This window comes from Nevskia sp. (genome assembly GCF_021732705.1).
In the GTDB taxonomy this organism is placed as follows: Bacteria; Pseudomonadota; Gammaproteobacteria; order Nevskiales; family Nevskiaceae; genus Nevskia.
This window is the reverse complement of the sequence record NZ_JAKFUM010000016.1, coordinates 217,992-234,281: the sequence shown is the minus strand read 5'-3', so window position 1 is coordinate 234,281 and position 16,290 is coordinate 217,992. Positions and strand designations below refer to the sequence as shown.

At 65.4% G+C, this 16,290-nt stretch carries 14 protein-coding genes; 5 read left to right on the top strand and 9 right to left on the bottom strand.

The features are described 5' to 3' along the window. Window positions 1–53 precede the first annotated feature (53 nt). Window positions 54–341 (bottom strand): hypothetical protein, encoded by a 288-nt coding sequence (locus QZ951_RS17500; RefSeq protein ID WP_293002953.1) that lies wholly within the window; start codon window positions 339–341, stop codon window positions 54–56. Between the two features lie 104 nt (window positions 342–445). Beyond that, complete coding sequence (ssb, locus tag QZ951_RS17495) at window positions 446–961, bottom strand: single-stranded DNA-binding protein (RefSeq protein ID WP_293002952.1); 516 nt, start codon at window positions 959–961, stop codon at window positions 446–448. 225 nt (window positions 962–1,186) lie between these two features. Here ssb and uvrA point away from each other — a divergent pair, with 225 nt between their 5' ends. From uvrA to QZ951_RS17480, 3 genes are all read left to right on the top strand, one after another. After that, a complete protein-coding gene (uvrA, locus tag QZ951_RS17490; RefSeq protein WP_293002951.1) occupies window positions 1,187–4,018 on the top strand; it encodes an excinuclease ABC subunit UvrA in 2,832 nt (943 codons plus the stop codon). A 169-nt stretch (window positions 4,019–4,187) separates the two neighbouring features. Continuing rightward, on the top strand, window positions 4,188–5,324 hold the full coding sequence (locus QZ951_RS17485) for an aromatic ring-hydroxylating dioxygenase subunit alpha (protein ID WP_293002950.1): 1,137 nt from the start codon (window positions 4,188–4,190) through the stop codon (window positions 5,322–5,324). Between the two features lie 21 nt (window positions 5,325–5,345). Next, a complete protein-coding gene (locus tag QZ951_RS17480; RefSeq protein WP_293002948.1) occupies window positions 5,346–5,600 on the top strand; it encodes a hypothetical protein in 255 nt (84 codons plus the stop codon). A 691-nt stretch (window positions 5,601–6,291) separates the two neighbouring features. On the opposite strand, the gene QZ951_RS17475 is transcribed toward QZ951_RS17480, so the two are convergent. Further along, on the bottom strand, window positions 6,292–7,062 hold the full coding sequence (locus tag QZ951_RS17475) for a Crp/Fnr family transcriptional regulator (RefSeq protein ID WP_293002946.1): 771 nt from the start codon (window positions 7,060–7,062) through the stop codon (window positions 6,292–6,294). 320 nt (window positions 7,063–7,382) lie between these two features. Between QZ951_RS17475 and QZ951_RS17470 the strand changes: the two genes are divergently transcribed. Then, window positions 7,383–7,598, top strand: a complete 216-nt coding sequence (locus QZ951_RS17470) for a hypothetical protein (RefSeq protein WP_293002944.1) — start codon at window positions 7,383–7,385, stop codon at window positions 7,596–7,598. Window positions 7,599–7,701: 103 nt separating this feature from the next. Then, window positions 7,702–8,577 carry a transglutaminase family protein gene (locus tag QZ951_RS17465; RefSeq protein ID WP_293002942.1) on the top strand — a complete coding sequence of 292 codons (876 nt, stop codon included), beginning with the start codon at window positions 7,702–7,704 and terminating at the stop codon, window positions 8,575–8,577. Between the two features lie 57 nt (window positions 8,578–8,634). On the opposite strand, the gene lipA is transcribed toward QZ951_RS17465, so the two are convergent. The 6 genes from lipA to rnt form a co-directional block, all read right to left on the bottom strand. Further along, entirely contained in the window at window positions 8,635–9,588 is a 954-nt protein-coding gene (lipA, locus tag QZ951_RS17460) for a lipoyl synthase (RefSeq protein WP_366943977.1), read from the bottom strand. Between the two features lie 146 nt (window positions 9,589–9,734). Continuing rightward, window positions 9,735–10,502: a 1-acyl-sn-glycerol-3-phosphate acyltransferase gene (locus QZ951_RS17455; RefSeq protein ID WP_293002940.1), complete on the bottom strand. Its 768-nt coding sequence runs from the start codon at window positions 10,500–10,502 to the stop codon at window positions 9,735–9,737. Next, window positions 10,486–11,283, bottom strand: coding sequence for a GNAT family N-acyltransferase (locus QZ951_RS17450; RefSeq protein WP_293002938.1), 798 nt, complete (start codon window positions 11,281–11,283; stop codon window positions 10,486–10,488). The genes QZ951_RS17455 and QZ951_RS17450 overlap by 17 nt, the downstream gene beginning before the upstream one ends. Window positions 11,284–11,356: 73 nt before the next feature. After that, on the bottom strand, window positions 11,357–13,864 hold the full coding sequence (mdoH, locus tag QZ951_RS17445; protein ID WP_293002936.1) for a glucans biosynthesis glucosyltransferase MdoH: 2,508 nt from the start codon (window positions 13,862–13,864) through the stop codon (window positions 11,357–11,359). A 17-nt stretch (window positions 13,865–13,881) separates the two neighbouring features. Next, window positions 13,882–15,435, bottom strand: a complete 1,554-nt coding sequence (locus tag QZ951_RS17440) for a glucan biosynthesis protein G (protein ID WP_366943973.1) — start codon at window positions 15,433–15,435, stop codon at window positions 13,882–13,884. Between the two features lie 106 nt (window positions 15,436–15,541). Next, a complete protein-coding gene (gene rnt / locus QZ951_RS17435; RefSeq protein ID WP_293002931.1) occupies window positions 15,542–16,213 on the bottom strand; it encodes a ribonuclease T in 672 nt (223 codons plus the stop codon). Between the last annotated feature and the right edge of the window lie 77 nt (window positions 16,214–16,290).

Genomic DNA, 16,290 nt, shown 5'->3' with positions numbered 1-16,290 from the left:
AAACGAAATCAGGCGCGGCCGGTGGCGGCGCGCGCGGAAGGAACAGCGATTCGTCAGGCGAGGGGGATCGGCGGGCCGCGGGGCGGCGGCAGCAGGGCAGGGGCATCGCGACGCGGCTGCGGCAGCGCGCGCGTCGGCAGTTCGATCCGCAGCGGCAGCAGCGCCACCGGCAGATCGGCATTCGGCGGGCCGGCGGAAGCATGCCCGGCGACGCAGACTTCGCAGGCAACCAGCTGGTCGCCGGAATTCAGCGCGTGCTGCGTGCCGTGGACCACGGCCAGCCACTGGCCGACCGCAAAGGTCAGCGCCAGCAGCCAGAAGTGGAAGGGCTTTTTCAGCACGTCAGGGCAGGTCAGGGCGAATCGAAACGCCTGCGCTCAGAGTCTGCGCAAGGCGATTCGGTTCCGCGTGGAATCCAGGTCAGGCGCGGCGGCCGCGCTCCATCCTAGAACGGGATGTCGTCGTCTTCGAAGTGATCGTTCGAGGGTGCCGCCTGCGACTGCGGCGCGCGGGACGGCGGGGCGCTGCTGCGGGCCGGTGCACTGCTGCGCGGCGGCGCGGCGCTGCGCGCCATCGGCTGCCCGTAGTCGTCGTCCATGCCACCGCCGCCGCCACCGCCGGCACCACGGCCGTCGAGCATCTGCATGTCCTGCACGACGATTTCGGTCGTGTAGCGGTCCTGGCCTTCCTTGTCCTGCCACTTGCGGGTGCGCAGCGAGCCTTCGACGTAGACCTTCGAGCCCTTCTTCAGATACTGCCCGACGATCTCCGCGAGCTTCCGCGTGAACACGACGTTGTGCCACTCGGTGCGTTCCTTCTTCTCGCCGCTGGCCTTGTCGTTCCACGATTCGGAGGTGGCGAGCGTGGAGTTGCAGAACGCATCTCCGTTCGGGAAGTACTTCACTTCCGGGTCCTTGCCCAGATTGCCGATCAGGATGACCTTGTTGACTCCGCGTGCCATGTTGCCTCCGTGCCGCTCGTAGTTCGTGTGGGGAAGCGGATCGGGGGCCGCGTACCGCAGGCAGCCCGATCCGAATGCGCATTATCGCCAGATTGGCCCGCGGGCGGGTGAGCTGTGTCTCGTCGCGGCGAGGCGAGCGGCCATCCGGCGCTTGTCGGACGCACGGGCAGGGTCGACCCGCCCTTTCCCGATATAGTTACCGGTCCCTTTCGCCCCCTCCCGTCCATGGATTCGATCCGCATTCGCGGTGCGCGCACCCACAACCTGAAGAACATCTCGCTCGAATTGCCGCGAGACCAGCTGATCGTCATCACCGGGCTGTCCGGTTCCGGCAAGTCTTCGCTGGCGTTCGACACGCTGTATGCCGAAGGCCAGCGTCGCTATGTCGAAAGTCTGAGCGCCTACGCGCGGCAGTTCCTCTCGATGATGCAGAAGCCCGATGTCGATTCGATCGAGGGCCTGTCGCCGGCGATCTCGATCGAGCAGAAATCGACCAGTCACAACCCGCGTTCGACGGTCGGCACGGTCACCGAGATCTACGACTACCTGCGCCTGCTCTATGCCCGCGTCGGCACCGCGTACTGCCCGGATCATCCGGCGGTGGCGCTGGAAGCACAGAGCGTGGCGCAGATGGTCGATCACGTGCTGGCGATGCCGGCCGAATCGGCCTGGATGCTGCTGGCGCCGGTGGTTCGCGGCCGCAAGGGCGAGCACGCCGAATGGTTCGAGCAGATGCGCGCGCAGGGCTTCGTCCGCGCCAGAGTCGACGGCAAGGTCTACGAACTGGACGACGTGCCGACGCTGAACCGCAAGCTGAAGCACGACATCGAGATCGTCGTCGATCGCTTCAAGGTGCGGCCGGACATCAAGCAGCGGATCACCGAGTCGTTCGAGACGGCACTCCGGCTGTCGGACGGGCTGGCGCTGGTCGCGCCGCATGTCGCCAGCGACGCGACGCCGGACATCACCTTCAGCGCCCGCATGGCCTGCCCGCACTGCGGCTACTCGCTGGAAGACCTCGAACCGCGCCTGTTCTCGTTCAATTCGCCGAGCGGCGCCTGCGCCACCTGCGATGGCTTGGGCCAGTTGCAGGTGTTCGACGCCGAGCGCGTCGTCACCCATCCCGATGCCAGCCTCGCCGAGGGCGCGATCCGCGGCTGGGACCGCCGCAATCCGTACTACTGGGCGCTGGTGTCGTCGCTGGCCAAGCACTACAAGTTCGACACCGACAAGCCGTTCCACAAGCTGCCGGAAAAGGCCCGCAACGCGGTGCTGTACGGCTCTGGCGACGACAAGATCGCCTTCGAGTACCCGGACGAGCGCGGCAAGATCGTCACCCGCATCCACAAGTTCGAAGGCGTGCTGCCGAACCTCGAACGCCGCTACAAGGAAACCGAATCGGTGGCGGTGCGCGAGGAATTGGCCAAGTACCTGTCGGACAAGCCGTGCCCGGACTGCCATGGCGAGCGCCTGAACCGCTCGGCGCGCCATGTGTTCGTGGCCGGCACGAGCCTGCCGAACGTCGTCGCGAAATCGGTCAAGGACGCCGAAATCCATTTCCAGCAGCTCAAGCTGCCCGGCCACAAGGGCGAGATCGCCGACAAGATCCTCAAGGAAATCAGCTCGCGGCTCGGCTTCCTGAACAACGTCGGTCTCGATTATCTGACCTTGTCGCGCTCCGCCGAAACCCTGTCCGGCGGCGAAGCGCAGCGCATCCGGCTGGCCTCGCAGATCGGTGCCGGTCTGGTCGGCGTGCTGTACGTGCTCGACGAACCGAGCATCGGCCTGCATCAGCGCGACAACGAGCGCCTGCTGAAAACGCTGGTGCACCTGCGCGACATCGGCAACACGGTGATCGTCGTCGAGCATGACGAGGACGCGATCCGCCAGTCCGACTACGTGGTCGACATCGGCCCCGGTGCCGGCGTCCACGGCGGCCAGATCGTCGCCGAAGGCACGCCGGCGCAGGTGATGGCCAATCCGAAGTCGCTGACCGGCCAGTACCTGTCGGGCGCGGTCGGCATCCCGGTGCCGAAGACCCGCCACAAGCGCGATCCGAAGAAGCAGATCGTTTTGCGTGGCGCCAGCGGCAACAACCTGAAGTCGGTCACCGCCGAGATTCCGATCGGCCTGATGACCTGCGTCACCGGCGTCTCCGGTTCCGGCAAGTCGACCTTGATCAACGACACGCTGCTCGGCTACGCCGCGCGCGCGCTGAACAACGCTGGCACCCGTCACGCGGCGTGCGAAGGCATCGAAGGGCTGGAGCATCTCGACAAGGTCATCGACATCGACCAGTCGCCGATCGGCCGCACGCCCAGATCCAATCCGGCGACCTACACCGGCCTGTTCACGCCGATCCGCGAACTGTTCGCGCAGGTACCGCAGGCCCGCGAGCGCGGCTACGAGGCCGGCCGCTTCAGCTTCAACGTCAAGGGCGGCCGCTGCGAGACCTGCGAGGGCGATGGCGTCATCAAGGTGGAAATGCACTTCCTGCCGGATGTCTATGTCACCTGCGACACCTGCAAGGGCAAGCGCTACAACCGCGAGACGCTGGAGATCCGCTACAAGGGCAAAAGCATCAACGACGTGCTCGAACTGACCATCGAGGACGCGCTCGCCCTGTTCAAGCCGGTGCCGGCGCTGGCGCGCAAGCTGGAAACGCTGATGGATGTCGGCCTGAGCTACGTCAAACTCGGCCAGAACGCGACGACCCTGTCCGGCGGTGAAGCGCAGCGCGTGAAGCTCGCCAAGGAACTGAGCAAGCGCGATACCGGGCGCACGCTCTACATCCTCGACGAGCCGACCACCGGCCTGCATTTCCACGATGTCGCCCAGCTGCTGAAGGTACTCGACCGCCTGCGTGATGCCGGCAACACGGTCGTCGTGATCGAGCACAACCTCGATGTCATCAAGCGCGCCGACTGGATCATCGACATGGGCCCGGAAGGCGGCAGCGGCGGTGGCGAGATCGTCGGTGCCGGCACGCCGGAAGACATCGCGAAGATCAAGCGGTCCCACACCGGTCGCTTCCTGAAGCCGCTGCTGAAGGGCTGATACGGGTTCGCCGCAGGGGCGGGATCGACGGGCCGGAAGGCGCGGCGATCCCGGCCCGCCACCCTCGGTCGGTTCACCGTCGCTTTTCCGAAAGATGGAGGCGAAAGCCCCGCTTTTGGCGTGCTAGGCTCGTTTTTGTCCTCTTTCCATTCTTCGGAGCCCGTTGCCCATGTCGAACATCACCGCCATCCGCCGGTACGCACCGGCACCGCAACGGGACGCGGCGGACCTTCGCAAATCCGGGCTCGATCCGAATTTCTGGTACCCGCTGGCGCGCTCGGGCCAGGTCAAGGCGGGCAAGTCGCTGGCCGTGAGCTATGCCGGCGAGCCGATCGCCATCGTCCGTCCGGAAAAAGGCGAACTGTTCGCGCTCGAAGATCGCTGTGCGCATCGCCAGGTCCCGCTGTCGCTCGGCGTGGTCCGCGGCGAACGCCTGCAGTGCCACTACCACTGCTGGACCTATGACCGCACCGGCTCCTGCGTCAACGTGCCGTATCTCGACGAAGGCAAGCAGCTTCCGAACGGCGTGAAGGCCTATCCGGTGCGCGAGGCCTACGGCTTCGTCTTCGTCTATCCCGGCGATACCTCCGCCCCCGGCTTCAACGCGTTTCCGGACGTCTCGACCTTCGCCAAGGGCGAGTACAAGACCCGCACGCTCGATCGCACGATCGGCTGCCACTGGAGCTTCATGCACGAGAACCTGATGGACATAAACCATCAGTTCCTGCACCGCAGCCTGATGGGCTCGATCCGCGCCACCTGCCTCGACGTCCGCAAGGGTGACGGCTGGGTGGAGTGCGATTACACGTTCAGCCGCGCCGCCGGCAAGCAGCCGCTGGGCGAGCGATTCATGATCAACCGCAAGGGCGCCGCGAAGGTCGATGACGGTTCGATCGACATGATGACGATCCGCACTGAATACCCGTATCAGACCCTGAAATTCTGGACCGCCGGCAGCCCGAAGGATGAGCCGGCGCTGGACCTGTGGAACTGCTACTGGCCGACCGATTCAGCGCAGCGGAAGAACCAGACCTACGGCCTGATGATGATCCGCAAGCCGCCGATCCCGGGAATGATCCACGTGATCTGGCCGTTCATCGTCGCGTTCACCAACGGCATCTTCGGGCAGGACACGCATATCGTCGAAGCCGAGCAGGCGGCGTTCGATGCGCAGGGCGAAGATTGGAATCAGGAGATTTTCCCGGCGATCCAGGCGTTGCGGGAGTTGCTGATCGAGAAGAGTGTGCCGGTGGCGGCGTATGCGAATGCTGGCGTGGTGAAGTTGGCGGATTTGCCTCGGGGTTAATTGGCGTTGGAGCGCGAAGGAATGGCCATGCTGAAGGTGCTCGTTGCATTTGCCAGCATCGTTCTTGCGTTTCTTGGTCAAAGCTTGATTGGCGTGCTGGCGATGGATGTCAGCTCAGCAATTTCGCCCGGGCAAATAACTATCTTGGGCATGGTTGGCTTTGGAATTACGCCTCATCCCTTAGCATTTGGTCTTTTGCTTTGGCCGTTTACATCATTTTGGCTTTTTGTCGGGCTTCGCAAAGCGTTGCGTACGTACGGCAAGTGGCCTACGTAAGCCCGCGTAGGTCGGGAAAGCGGTTTCATGGCGCATCCCGACGGATTCGGTGCCGCCTGCTTCCTTGACTGATCTGGCCGCACCAAACTATTCCGCGCTGTCGCGCGGGTAACTTTTCCTTGAAACGCACAAGGAAAAGTCACCAAAAGGAATGCGCCTTTGTCGCTGCGTCGGGTCGCGAGAAGCGAAAGCTCGACCCGATGCCCTGTGCTTCTCGGACACGTCGGGGCTTTTCGACGCGCCATCCCTGGCGCGGCAAAAAGGCTTCGGCTCCTGCCTCGCCCCCTTTGGGGCCTAGCCGCCCTGTTCTGCGATGCTCGGCTTGGTCAAGGGGGCCGAACGTCAAAGGCTGAACTTCAACGGTAACGGTATGGCGGCTGCGCCGCCTCGCGCGGGCCTCTGCTTTTGCCTTGGCTTTTGACTCTCGGCCCTCCGCGTGACGCCGGGCATCGCAGCGCACGGAGCGGGATCGACGGAATGGAGGCGGCGCAGGCGATACGACGCAATTGATGGTCTGTCAGCGTGTATGTCGCATTGCGACCTGCCGCTTGATTCGACGCACTGTCGACGCCGATGAAGGCGCGGTTTGAACGGCCCGCCCACGGCACACGGCAGCCACGATGCCTTTCACCCATTCGCTAGATTGGGGAACGGATGGGTGATCGACTCCCGTCCCACCCGGTGCGCGGTGTCACGCGGTCCGGATTTTCACGACGGGGATGCTGTCGGTGTTCGTGATCACGGCGCGCTGCGGAATGTAGTCGAGCAGCACGTCGGTCTCTTTCTTGACGACGCTGTAGCACTCGCAGCTCAGCTTCTCGAGTTTCGGCCGGTCCAGCACCTTGATCAGACCTCGCGCGTAGGAGATGACGCCTTGCTGCTGCAGTTTCAGCGCGGCCTGGGTGACGCCTTCGCGGCGGACGCCGAGCATGTGGCTGATGAATTCCTGCGTCATCGTCAGGTGATTGTGGGACAGGCGGTCCATCGACAGCAGCAGCCAGCGGCAGAGTTGCTGGTCGATGGTGTGATGGCGATTGCACACGGCGGTCTGCGCGACTTGCGTGATCAGTGCCTGCGTATAGCGCAGCATCAGCATCAGCAATTGCCCGTGGCGGTTGAATTCCTCCCGGACGCGATGCCTGGGCAGTCGATACGCGTAGCCCGCGCTTTGCACCAGAGACCGGCTCGGCGTGCTTTCGCCGCCCATGAACAAGGTGATGCCCAGCAGTCCTTCGTTGCCGACGACCAGGATGGCGGTCGATGCGCCGTTCTCCATGACGTACTGCAGTGAAATCACGGAGTCCGTCGGAAAGTAGACGTGGCGCATCGGACGGCCGGATTCATACAGCACTCCGCGCAGCGGAAGCGGCACCAGTTCCAGATAGGGAAACAGACGGAGCTGGACATCGGGCGTCAGTGCCGCCAGAAGGTGGTTGTGCTGGGGCGTGGGCTTCGGTGCCATGTCGACGCGCGCGGCGCTGTGGGTTTCGGCCGGCGATCACAACGGATCAAGTGCCCGGTTTCTGTACGGCAGGCCACACAGGTCGAGCGCGGGTGATTCGGAACAGCGGGGCAATCGCTCACGCGGATCAGGTCGGCGCCGTGTTGCCGAATCGGGGATTGGCCTCGGCCACTGCACAACCCGCGTCGCGCGGCAGCGTGCGAGCAGCCTTCTGTCTGAGACCGAACAAACGCGCGCACCCGATTGCGCGCAAGATGGCAGGCGGCGTCATCGAACCGATCGGGTCGACCGTCGCAGTGGCACATGACAGGGAATGCACGATGAATCCGATCAGATTGGCGGGACTGGCGCTGGTGGTGCTTGGCGCGCTGGGCCTCGGCTACGGCAGCTTTGCGTATACCAAGGACACGCACGACGTGAAACTGGGGCCGCTGGAGCTGTCGGTGAAGGAGAAGGAGACGGTCAACGTGCCGGTCTGGGCAGGTGTCGCGGCGATGGTGCTCGGCGGGCTGCTGTTCTTCGGCGCGCGCAAGTAGTGCGGCCGGTCTCGCACGGCAACGGCCGCATCAGTCTTCGCGGCGACCACGCAGCCGCCTCGGGCGAGCGATCCATCGCGAATGCCGGTGCCGGAGCGTCGGCATGACCGTCCTGACCGTCGAGCACACCACGGTGTATCGCTACGCCCAGCCGGTGCAGTTTCAGGATCACCTGATGATGTGCCGGCCGCGTGACAGCCATGACCTGCGGCTGCTGGAGACCGGCTTGTCGATCTCGCCGGCGGCGAATGTCCGCTGGCTGCACGATGTCTTCGGCAACTCCATCGCCATCGCCAGCTTCGTTGAACCGGCCTCGGAGCTGTCGTTCGTGTCGAGCTTCCGCGCGGAGCATTTTCCCAGCGGGCCGGTGAACCTGTCGCTGGAGGAGTTCGCACGCTTCCTGCCGTTCACGTACTCCTCGCAGGAAATGGCCGATCTAGGTCGCACGACCGAACGTCATTACCCGGATCCGGATCGTCGCGTCGATCTGTGGGCGAAGCCGTTCGCGCGGCAGGAGGGCGATCCGGAAACGCTCGACGTGCTCAACGCGATCAACATCGCGATTCGCGATCAGTTTTCGTACGCGCGGCGCGAGGAGATGGGCGTGCAGACGCCGGTCGAGACGCTCGACAAGGGCACTGGCAGTTGCCGCGATTTCGCGGTGTTCATGATGGAGGCGGTGCGCAGCCTCGGGCTCGCGGCGCGGTTCGTGTCCGGCTATCTGTACGACCAGAACCTGATGGGCGCCGATGTCGGCGTGGTCGGTGGCGGCGCGACGCATGCGTGGGTGCAGGTCTATCTGCCGGGCGCTGGCTGGGTCGAGTTCGATCCGACCAACGCGCTGTTCGGCGGCCACAACCTGATCCGCGTCGCGGTGGCGCGCGATGCCTCCCAGGCCGTGCCGCTGGCCGGCAGCTACACCGGTGCGGCCGAGGACTACGTCGGCATGACGGTCGACGTGAAGGTGACCGTCGCCTGACGCCCGCGCCGCGGCGGCGGAATGCCGCTGCGGCGCGAGACGCGAACTACCGGACGCTCAGCCCTGCGCCGCGGCCTCCGCCAGCACGCCGTGCGCCTGCTGATCGGCATGGTAGGACGAGCGCACCATCGGGCCGCTGGCCACGTGGTCGAAGCCCATCTCTTCGCCGAGCACGCGCAGACGCTCGAATTCGTCCGGGTGCACGTAGCGCACCACCGGCAGGTGGTGCTTCGACGGCTGCAGGTACTGGCCCAGAGTCAGCATGTTCACGCCGTGCGCGCGCAGGTCGCGCATGACCTGTTCGATTTCCTCGATCTCCTCGCCCAGACCGAGCATCAGGCCGGACTTCGTCGGCACGGTCGGATGCAGGCCCTTGAAGCGTTCGAGCAGGTCCAGCGACCAGTCGTAGTCCGAACCCGGGCGGGCCTGCTTGTACAGGCGCGGCACGGTCTCGAGGTTGTGGTTGAAGACGTCCGGCGGGTTGTCCTTGAAGATCGCGAGTGCCGGGTCCATGCGGCCGCGGAAATCGGGGACCAGCACTTCGATCACGAGCTTCGGCGAAGCCTTGCGCGCCTCGGCGATGCACGCTGCGAAGTGCGCGGCGCCGCCGTCGCGCAGGTCGTCACGGTCGACGCTGGTGATCACGACGTAGCGCAGGCGCATGTCGGCGATGGTGCGGGCGAGCTTGGTCGGCTCGTCGGCATCGAGCGCGTTCGGGCGGCCGTGGGCGACGTCGCAGAACGGGCAGCGCCGGGTGCAGATGTCGCCCATGATCATGAACGTCGCCGTGCCCTTGCCGAAGCATTCGGACAGGTTCGGGCAGCTCGCTTCCTCGCAGACCGTGTGCAGGCCGTTGGCGCGCAGGGCCTGCTTGATCTTGGCGACTTCGGTCGATTCACCGAGCTTGGCGCGGATCCAGGCCGGCTTGCGCAGCGGCGTGACCGTGGGTTCGATCTTGATCGGCACACGCGCCATCTTGTCGGCGGCGCGGAGCTTGACGCCGGTGACGATCGACGCCAGCGGAACGGCAGGGGGCTGAACGGGACGCTCGTTGGGAGGCTGGGACACCAGAGAACTCGGGAAGCCGGGATGCCGCGTAGTTTACGCCGCCGTTTCCGAACGAGGACCCGCAACAGCGTCCCCGAGCCCGTCGAACCTCAGGCCGCGATGGCCTTGCGGGCGTCGCGCGGGGTGACGGTGCGGACCGAATCCGGCGCGATCGCGAGACAGATCGCGGTGTGGGTCTCGTGCGCGAGCGCGGCGCGGTCGAAGCCTTCCGGCGAAATCACCGGGCAATAGATGATTTCGGCCGTGATCGGACCGTTCTTCAGCAGCCGATAGATGTTGCTGACCAGATCGTCGTCGCCGACAAACGGTGCGGTCTTCGTGCCATTGGCGGCCGGGCTGTAGCGCAGCGCCACCGGCTGCACCGGGCGCTGGGTCTCGATGGCCGTCGCGAACAGGCGCGGCTGGAACTTCAGGACGATCGAACCATCGGTCGTCGTGCCTTCCGGGAAGAACACGATCGAATCGTGGCCGAGATGGTCGTCGATCGCCTCGATCAGCTGTTTGGTGCCGCCCGAGCCGCGACGGATGTAGAACGTGCCGGCGGCGTTCGCGAGCCAGCCGATCACCGGCCACTCGCCGACCTCCGCCTTCGACACGAAGCGCGTGGCTTCGAACGCGGCGACCACCGGGATGTCGAGCCACGAGATGTGGTTGCAGACGATGACGCGGGTGCCGGTCATCGGCGTGCCGCGCACTTCGAGCTTCACGTCGAGGATGCGCAGCAGCACGCGATGCCACCAGGTGCTGAGGTTCTCGCGCGAGAAGCGACCGCGGCCGTCGAGGTTGACGAGGGCTGCGAGAAACAGCCCGACGATCAGGTGCGAGACGATGCGGAGGCTTTTAAGCGTGACCCGCAACAATCGTGTTCTCCTCGATCTTCGAGCGGTCCATGAAGTGCCGGGCGTAGCGGGGATGCAGGTCGGACACGTTCAGCAGCACGAAGACATCGGCGCAGTTGAAGTCGCGATCCCAGTACGGCTCGCCGCAGGCCTTGGCGCCGAGGCTGAAGTAGGCCTTCAGCAGCGGCGGCAGGCGCGGCGCGCGGTCACCGGCCGGGCGGGCATCCGCCACCGGCAGCGGAATCAGCGGGCGGACGCGCTGCCACGGCTCGGCCATGTACTTCTGCTTGATCTGCTCGAGCAGGGCGTGGGCGTTGGCGCCACCATCTTCCAGCCCGATCGACGCGCAGCCGAACAGGTAGTCGAACTCGTTGCGGATGATGAATTCGGCGAGCGCCTGCCACAGCACGGCGATCACGGCACCGCTGCGATATTCGGCGTCGACGCAGGTGCGGCCCACTTCCATGACTCGGCCGCGCAGCGAATCGATCATCTTCAGGTCGAATTCGCCGGCCGAATAGAAGCCGCCCGCGAGCGGGGCCTTGTCGTCGGTCAGGATGCGGGTGCAGGCGACCAGCCGGTTGCTGCCGCCTTCGCGCACGGTGAGGTGGCGGCAGTAGGCGTCGTAGTGGTCGGTATCGAGGCCTTCGTCGCCGCCGTCGATGTCGGCACCCATCTCGCCGGCAAAGATGCGGTAGCGAAGGCGCTGCGTTTCGGCAATTTCCGCCGGCGTGACGGCAAACCCGGCATAGAAGCGGGGCGTGCTTTCGGCGTTGCTGGTTTCAATCACTGCGGACATGAATCGCTCCGACGAACGTAGGCTGCACTCTATGAACGTCGCGTTGAATTGTGATGACTTCGGCTTGAAGCATTTATGACACGGCCGGGTGCGGTTTGGTGCCCCAGCTCTCGTTGGCCTCAGCCGATGTCCAGACCAGGTGGTGCAGTCTTGATAAAGCGATTGAATCCGTCAACAGCGTGTTCTTTTGCATCAAGCTGAGCGATTCCGGCCCGTTGACCAGTGCGGTGTGCAGCAAATCGCGCCGCTGGGCCTTCGTCGCCTCGGACTGGAAGGCCCGCGCCGTGCCGGCGGCGCAGACCAGCGCGTTGGCGATCGGGTCGGCGACGGCGGCCTTGAAGTCGCCGTATTCCGGGGCGCGCTTGAAGCCGAGCGCGGTCCAGCGCAGTTCGCGCGGCGGCACGGCTTCTTCGGGGATCAGGAAGAAGCGCCCGGCCCGGAAGCGGCGGCCGAGCGTGACCTTGCTCGACCAGACCGACAGCGGGATCGCCAGCATCAGGGCGCCGACGACCGGCAGCAGCCACCACAGGAATGCCGGTTCCAGGTAATAGACGAGCGCGGCCCAGGCGATGCCGAGCACCGTGCCGGAGCCGTGGCGGGCAATCGCTTCGGACCACGGCGTCTGCGAATCCTCGCGCGGCGGCGATTTCCACTGGATGCCGATGCCGAGCAGCGCTGCGGTGACGAAGTGCGCGTGGAACAGCATGCGCACCGGCGCCAGCATCGCCGAAAAGATCAGTTCCATCAGCATGCTGACGGTCAGCGTGACGCCGCCGCCGAAGTTGCGGGCGCCTTTTGCGAGGATGACGACCACGGCGAGGATCTTCGGCAGGAACAGCAGGGTCGCAGTCGCCGAGAACAGCGCGATCGCCCACTCCGGATGCCATTCCGGCCACGATGGGAACAGCTGGTTCGGCTCGGTGAAGTACTGCGGCACCGCCAGCGTCTGGACCGCCAGCAGCGCCGTCGACAGCACCAGCGACGTGAACCACAGCGGCGCCGACAGATAGGCCATGACGCCGGTCATGAACACCGCGCGGTGCGCCGGGTGCAGGCCGGAGGTCAGAAACAGCCGGAAATTCATCAGGTTGCCCTGGCACCAGCGGCGGTCGCGCTTCAGTTCGTCGAGCAGGTTCGGCGGCATTTCCTCGTAAGAACCGTCGAGGTCGTATGCGATCCACACGGCCCAGCCGGCGCGGCGCATGAGTGCCGCTTCGACAAAGTCGTGGCTCAGGATCTCGCCGGACAGCGCACCGCGGCCTTCGAGGCGGGGCAGGGCGCAATGCTTGATGAACGGGGCGACGCGGATGATCGCGTTGTGGCCCCAGTAATGGCTTTCGCCAAGCTGCCAGAAGTGCAGGCCGGCGGTGAACAGCGGGCCGTAGACGCGGGTCGCGAACTGCTGGATGCGGGAATACAGCGTTTCGCGGCCGGCGGCGCGCGGCGCGGTCTGGATGATGCCGGCGCTCGGGTTCGCTTCCATCAACTGCGCGAGGCGCACGAGGCAGTTGCCGCTCATCACCGAGTCGGCATCGAGGATGACCATGTACTTGAAGCGCGAACCCCAGCGCCGGCAGAAGTCGGCGATGTTGCCGCTCTTGCGCTTGATCCGGTGGATGCGGCGCCGGTAGTGGATGCGGCCGAAACCGCCGACCTCGCGGCACAGCGTCAGCCAGGCTTCCAGCTCGGCGACCCGGATGTCCGGGTCCGACGTATCAGAAAGAATATAGAAATCAAAGGCATGGCCTTGCCCGCTGCGCATGACGGAATCATAGGTCGCGCGCAGGCCGGCGAACACGCGGGCGGTGTTCTCGTTGCAAATCGGCATCAGGATCGCGGTCATCGCGCTGTCCGGCAGGCGCGTATCCGGCACCGACGACGAGTTGATCGTGTAGCGGTCCTGCCCGATCAGCAGTTGCAGGAAGCCCATCATCGCGGTCCAGAACCCGGCCGAGACCCAGCCGAACAGCACGGCATACAGGATCAGCATCAGCACTTCGAGGAAGTGCGTGCCGTGATACGGCAGCACCGCCGTCATGTAATACGTGGCGACAATCGTCTGGGCGATGACGAGGAAGACAAGGATGAAGCGGCGGATCGACGCCGCGACATGCCAGCGGCCGACCGGCTCCGGCGAATCCGGGGCCGGCACCGTCGCCGCTTCCACCGCCGCGATCGGCCCGCGATTGCCGAGCAGCAGCCGGCCGATCGCCCGGAACAGCTGCTTCATCGGATTCGGCGACCACGGCCGGGTACTGAACGACGCCCGCTGCACCGGCGGCATCGTCGCCAGCCGGACGCGTCCCTGGACATCGGACGTGAATGCGAGATTTTCGTGGACCTCGCTGCCGCCGCGCTTGGCGCCGACGAGTGCCTGCTTCAGGCGCGGGGCGATCGAGCCGAACGACGGGTTCTGCGAATCGAAACTGTCGCCGGCCAGCTGCGCATGGATGTAGGCCAGCGGATCGGCCGCCTGCTCAGCGCCGGCCAGCAGCGCGTCATGCAGGTCTTTCGGCAGCCGCAGCCGATCGAGATAGGCGGCAGCGGCAGACGCGGGCGGCGACGAGGGCAGGGCAGTCATGAGGCGAGCGGTCCGCGTCAGTTCGCGGGCAGCACGTAGCTCCAGGTTTCGGACAGCGTGTTGTTGTCGCCGCGGAGGTAGGCCCGCATTTCCACCGGCTTGTCGTTGTCGACGCGTTTCAGGCGCAGGCTCACGCGCCAGCCGCCGGTGGCGTCATTGCGATAGGTCTGACGTTCGAGCAGCTCGCCGTTGCCGTCGACCGAGACCACACCTTCCACCTTGGCGTCCGGCCCTAGCTTGTCGAGCGCCGGTCCGGCGAAATCGATGACGAAGCCGATGCTGCCGTCGTTCTGCTTCTGGTAGCCGCCGCGGCCACGCCGGGTCTGCTGCACCCAGGCCGTCGGTGGCCGACGATCCTTCTCCATCTGCCAGCGCATCGTGTAATCGAAACTGATCGGCGCCCCGGCGGTGGCCGGCGCATCCGGCACCCAGTAGGCCACGATGTTGTCGTTGGTTTCGTCCGGCGTCGGAATCTGCACCAGTTCGACCCGGCCCGTGCCCCAGTTGCCCTTCGGCTCGATCCACAGGCTCGGCCGCAGTTCGTGGCGCACTTCAAGGTCTTCGTAGTGATCGAACTCGCGGTCGCGCTGCATCAGCCCGAAGCCCTGCGGGTTCGACATCGTGAAGCTCGTCACCAGCAGTCGCTTCGGGTTCACCAGTGGTCGCCAGATCCACTCGCCGGTGCCGGAAGCGATCGAAAGACCGTCGGAATCATGCACTTCCGGGCGATAGTCGTCGTTGTCCGACGGCTGGTTCTCGGAGAAGAAGAACATGCTGGTCAGCGGCGCCACGCCGAGCTTCGACACGTTTTCGCGCAGGAACAGGCGGGATCTCGCGTCCATCACCGTCTCGCCGCCCGGCTTCAGCACGAAGCGGTAGGCGCCGGCCGCACGGCGCGAGTTCAGCAGCGCGTAGATCACCAATTCCTTGGCGTTGGCTTCCGGCTTGACGATCCAGAATTCGGTGAAGCGCGGGAACTCCTCGCCGGAAATCAGCCCGGTGTCGATCGCGAGCCCCCGAGCCGACAGGCCGTAGCGCTGGTTCTTGCCGAGCGCCCGGAAGTAGCTGGCGCCGAGGAACACCAGCACCTCGTCCTTGTACTTCGGCGTGTTCAGCGCGTAATGCACGCGGAAACCGGCGTAGCCGAGGTCGCGGAACGTTGCCGGGTCGACCTTGTTCTCGCCGTAGTCGAAGTCGTCCGGATTGAACTTGAGTTCGCGCACCGCGCGGCCGCTGACTTCGTGGATCTTCACCGGGCGGTCGTAATACAAGCCCTGGTGGAAGAACTGCAGCTCGAACGGCAGTTTTTCGGCACGCCACAGCGCCCGCTCGCCCTTGAAGCGGATGTCGCGGTAGCGGTCGTAGCCGAGTTGCTGCAGTTCCTTCGGCAAGCGGCCTTCCGCACGCTGAAAAGGCTGTGCCGCCAAGGCCTTGGCGCGGGTGGCGACATCATTCAGATCGAACGCGGACGCAAGACCGGGCAGCAGCAAGGCGCAGCACAGCGCGGCTGCGCGAACGATTCGGCCGCAGAAAGCGGGCGGCGGGGGGTTCCGTCGGTCGGATGGGGTCATCGGGAGGTGTCGGAAACCGGGTTGCAATCCCACATTTTACGGCAAGGCGTGCGCCGCATCGCAGTGCAGCAAGGCGCCCGTCGCTGGTTATTTCAACCTTCGAGGGCTAGCCCGCGTCGCCCGCCGCTGTCACGAACGATTCATGCACCGGCCGCAGCCGGTTGATCAACAGACAGAAAAGATCGGCCGTTCGTTCCGCATCGTAGATCGCCGAATGCGCTTCCTTATTACTGTAGGGCAGGCCAGCCGTTTCCAGCGCCCGCGCCAGCACCGTCTGCCCGAGCACCGCGCCGCCGAGTGTGGCGGTATCGAACGCCGAGAACGGATGGAAAGGATTGCGTTTGACATCGCACCGAGCCACCGCCGCATTCAGGAAGCCGAGATCGAAGTGCGCGTTGTGCCCGACCAGGATCGCCCGGGTGCAACCATGCTCCGACACCGCCTGCCGGATCGGCTTGAACACCTTGGCCAGCGCCTCACGTTCCAGAATCGCGCCGCGCAACGGGTTGGTCGGGTCGATCCCGTTCACTTCCAGCGACGCCTTCTCGATGTTCGCGCCCTTGAACGGCTCGACATGCGCCGCGTGGGTCTCGTCCCGTACCAAGTCGCCATTGCGATCGAACTTCAGCAGCACCACCGCGATTTCGAGCAAGGCATCGGTCGCGTTGTTGAACCCCCCGGTCTCGACATCGACCACCACCGGCAGAAACCCCCGGAACCGCTGACCGATGCGCGGGGCAGGCTTGAACGCTTCGAGCAAGGCAGGCGGGAGTTCCATGGGCGGCCGGGGTGGGAGACGGCGGCACTATAGCGGATGAGGGTGGTCGGGCTGGCTGGGCTTGCCCGCCGCCTTCT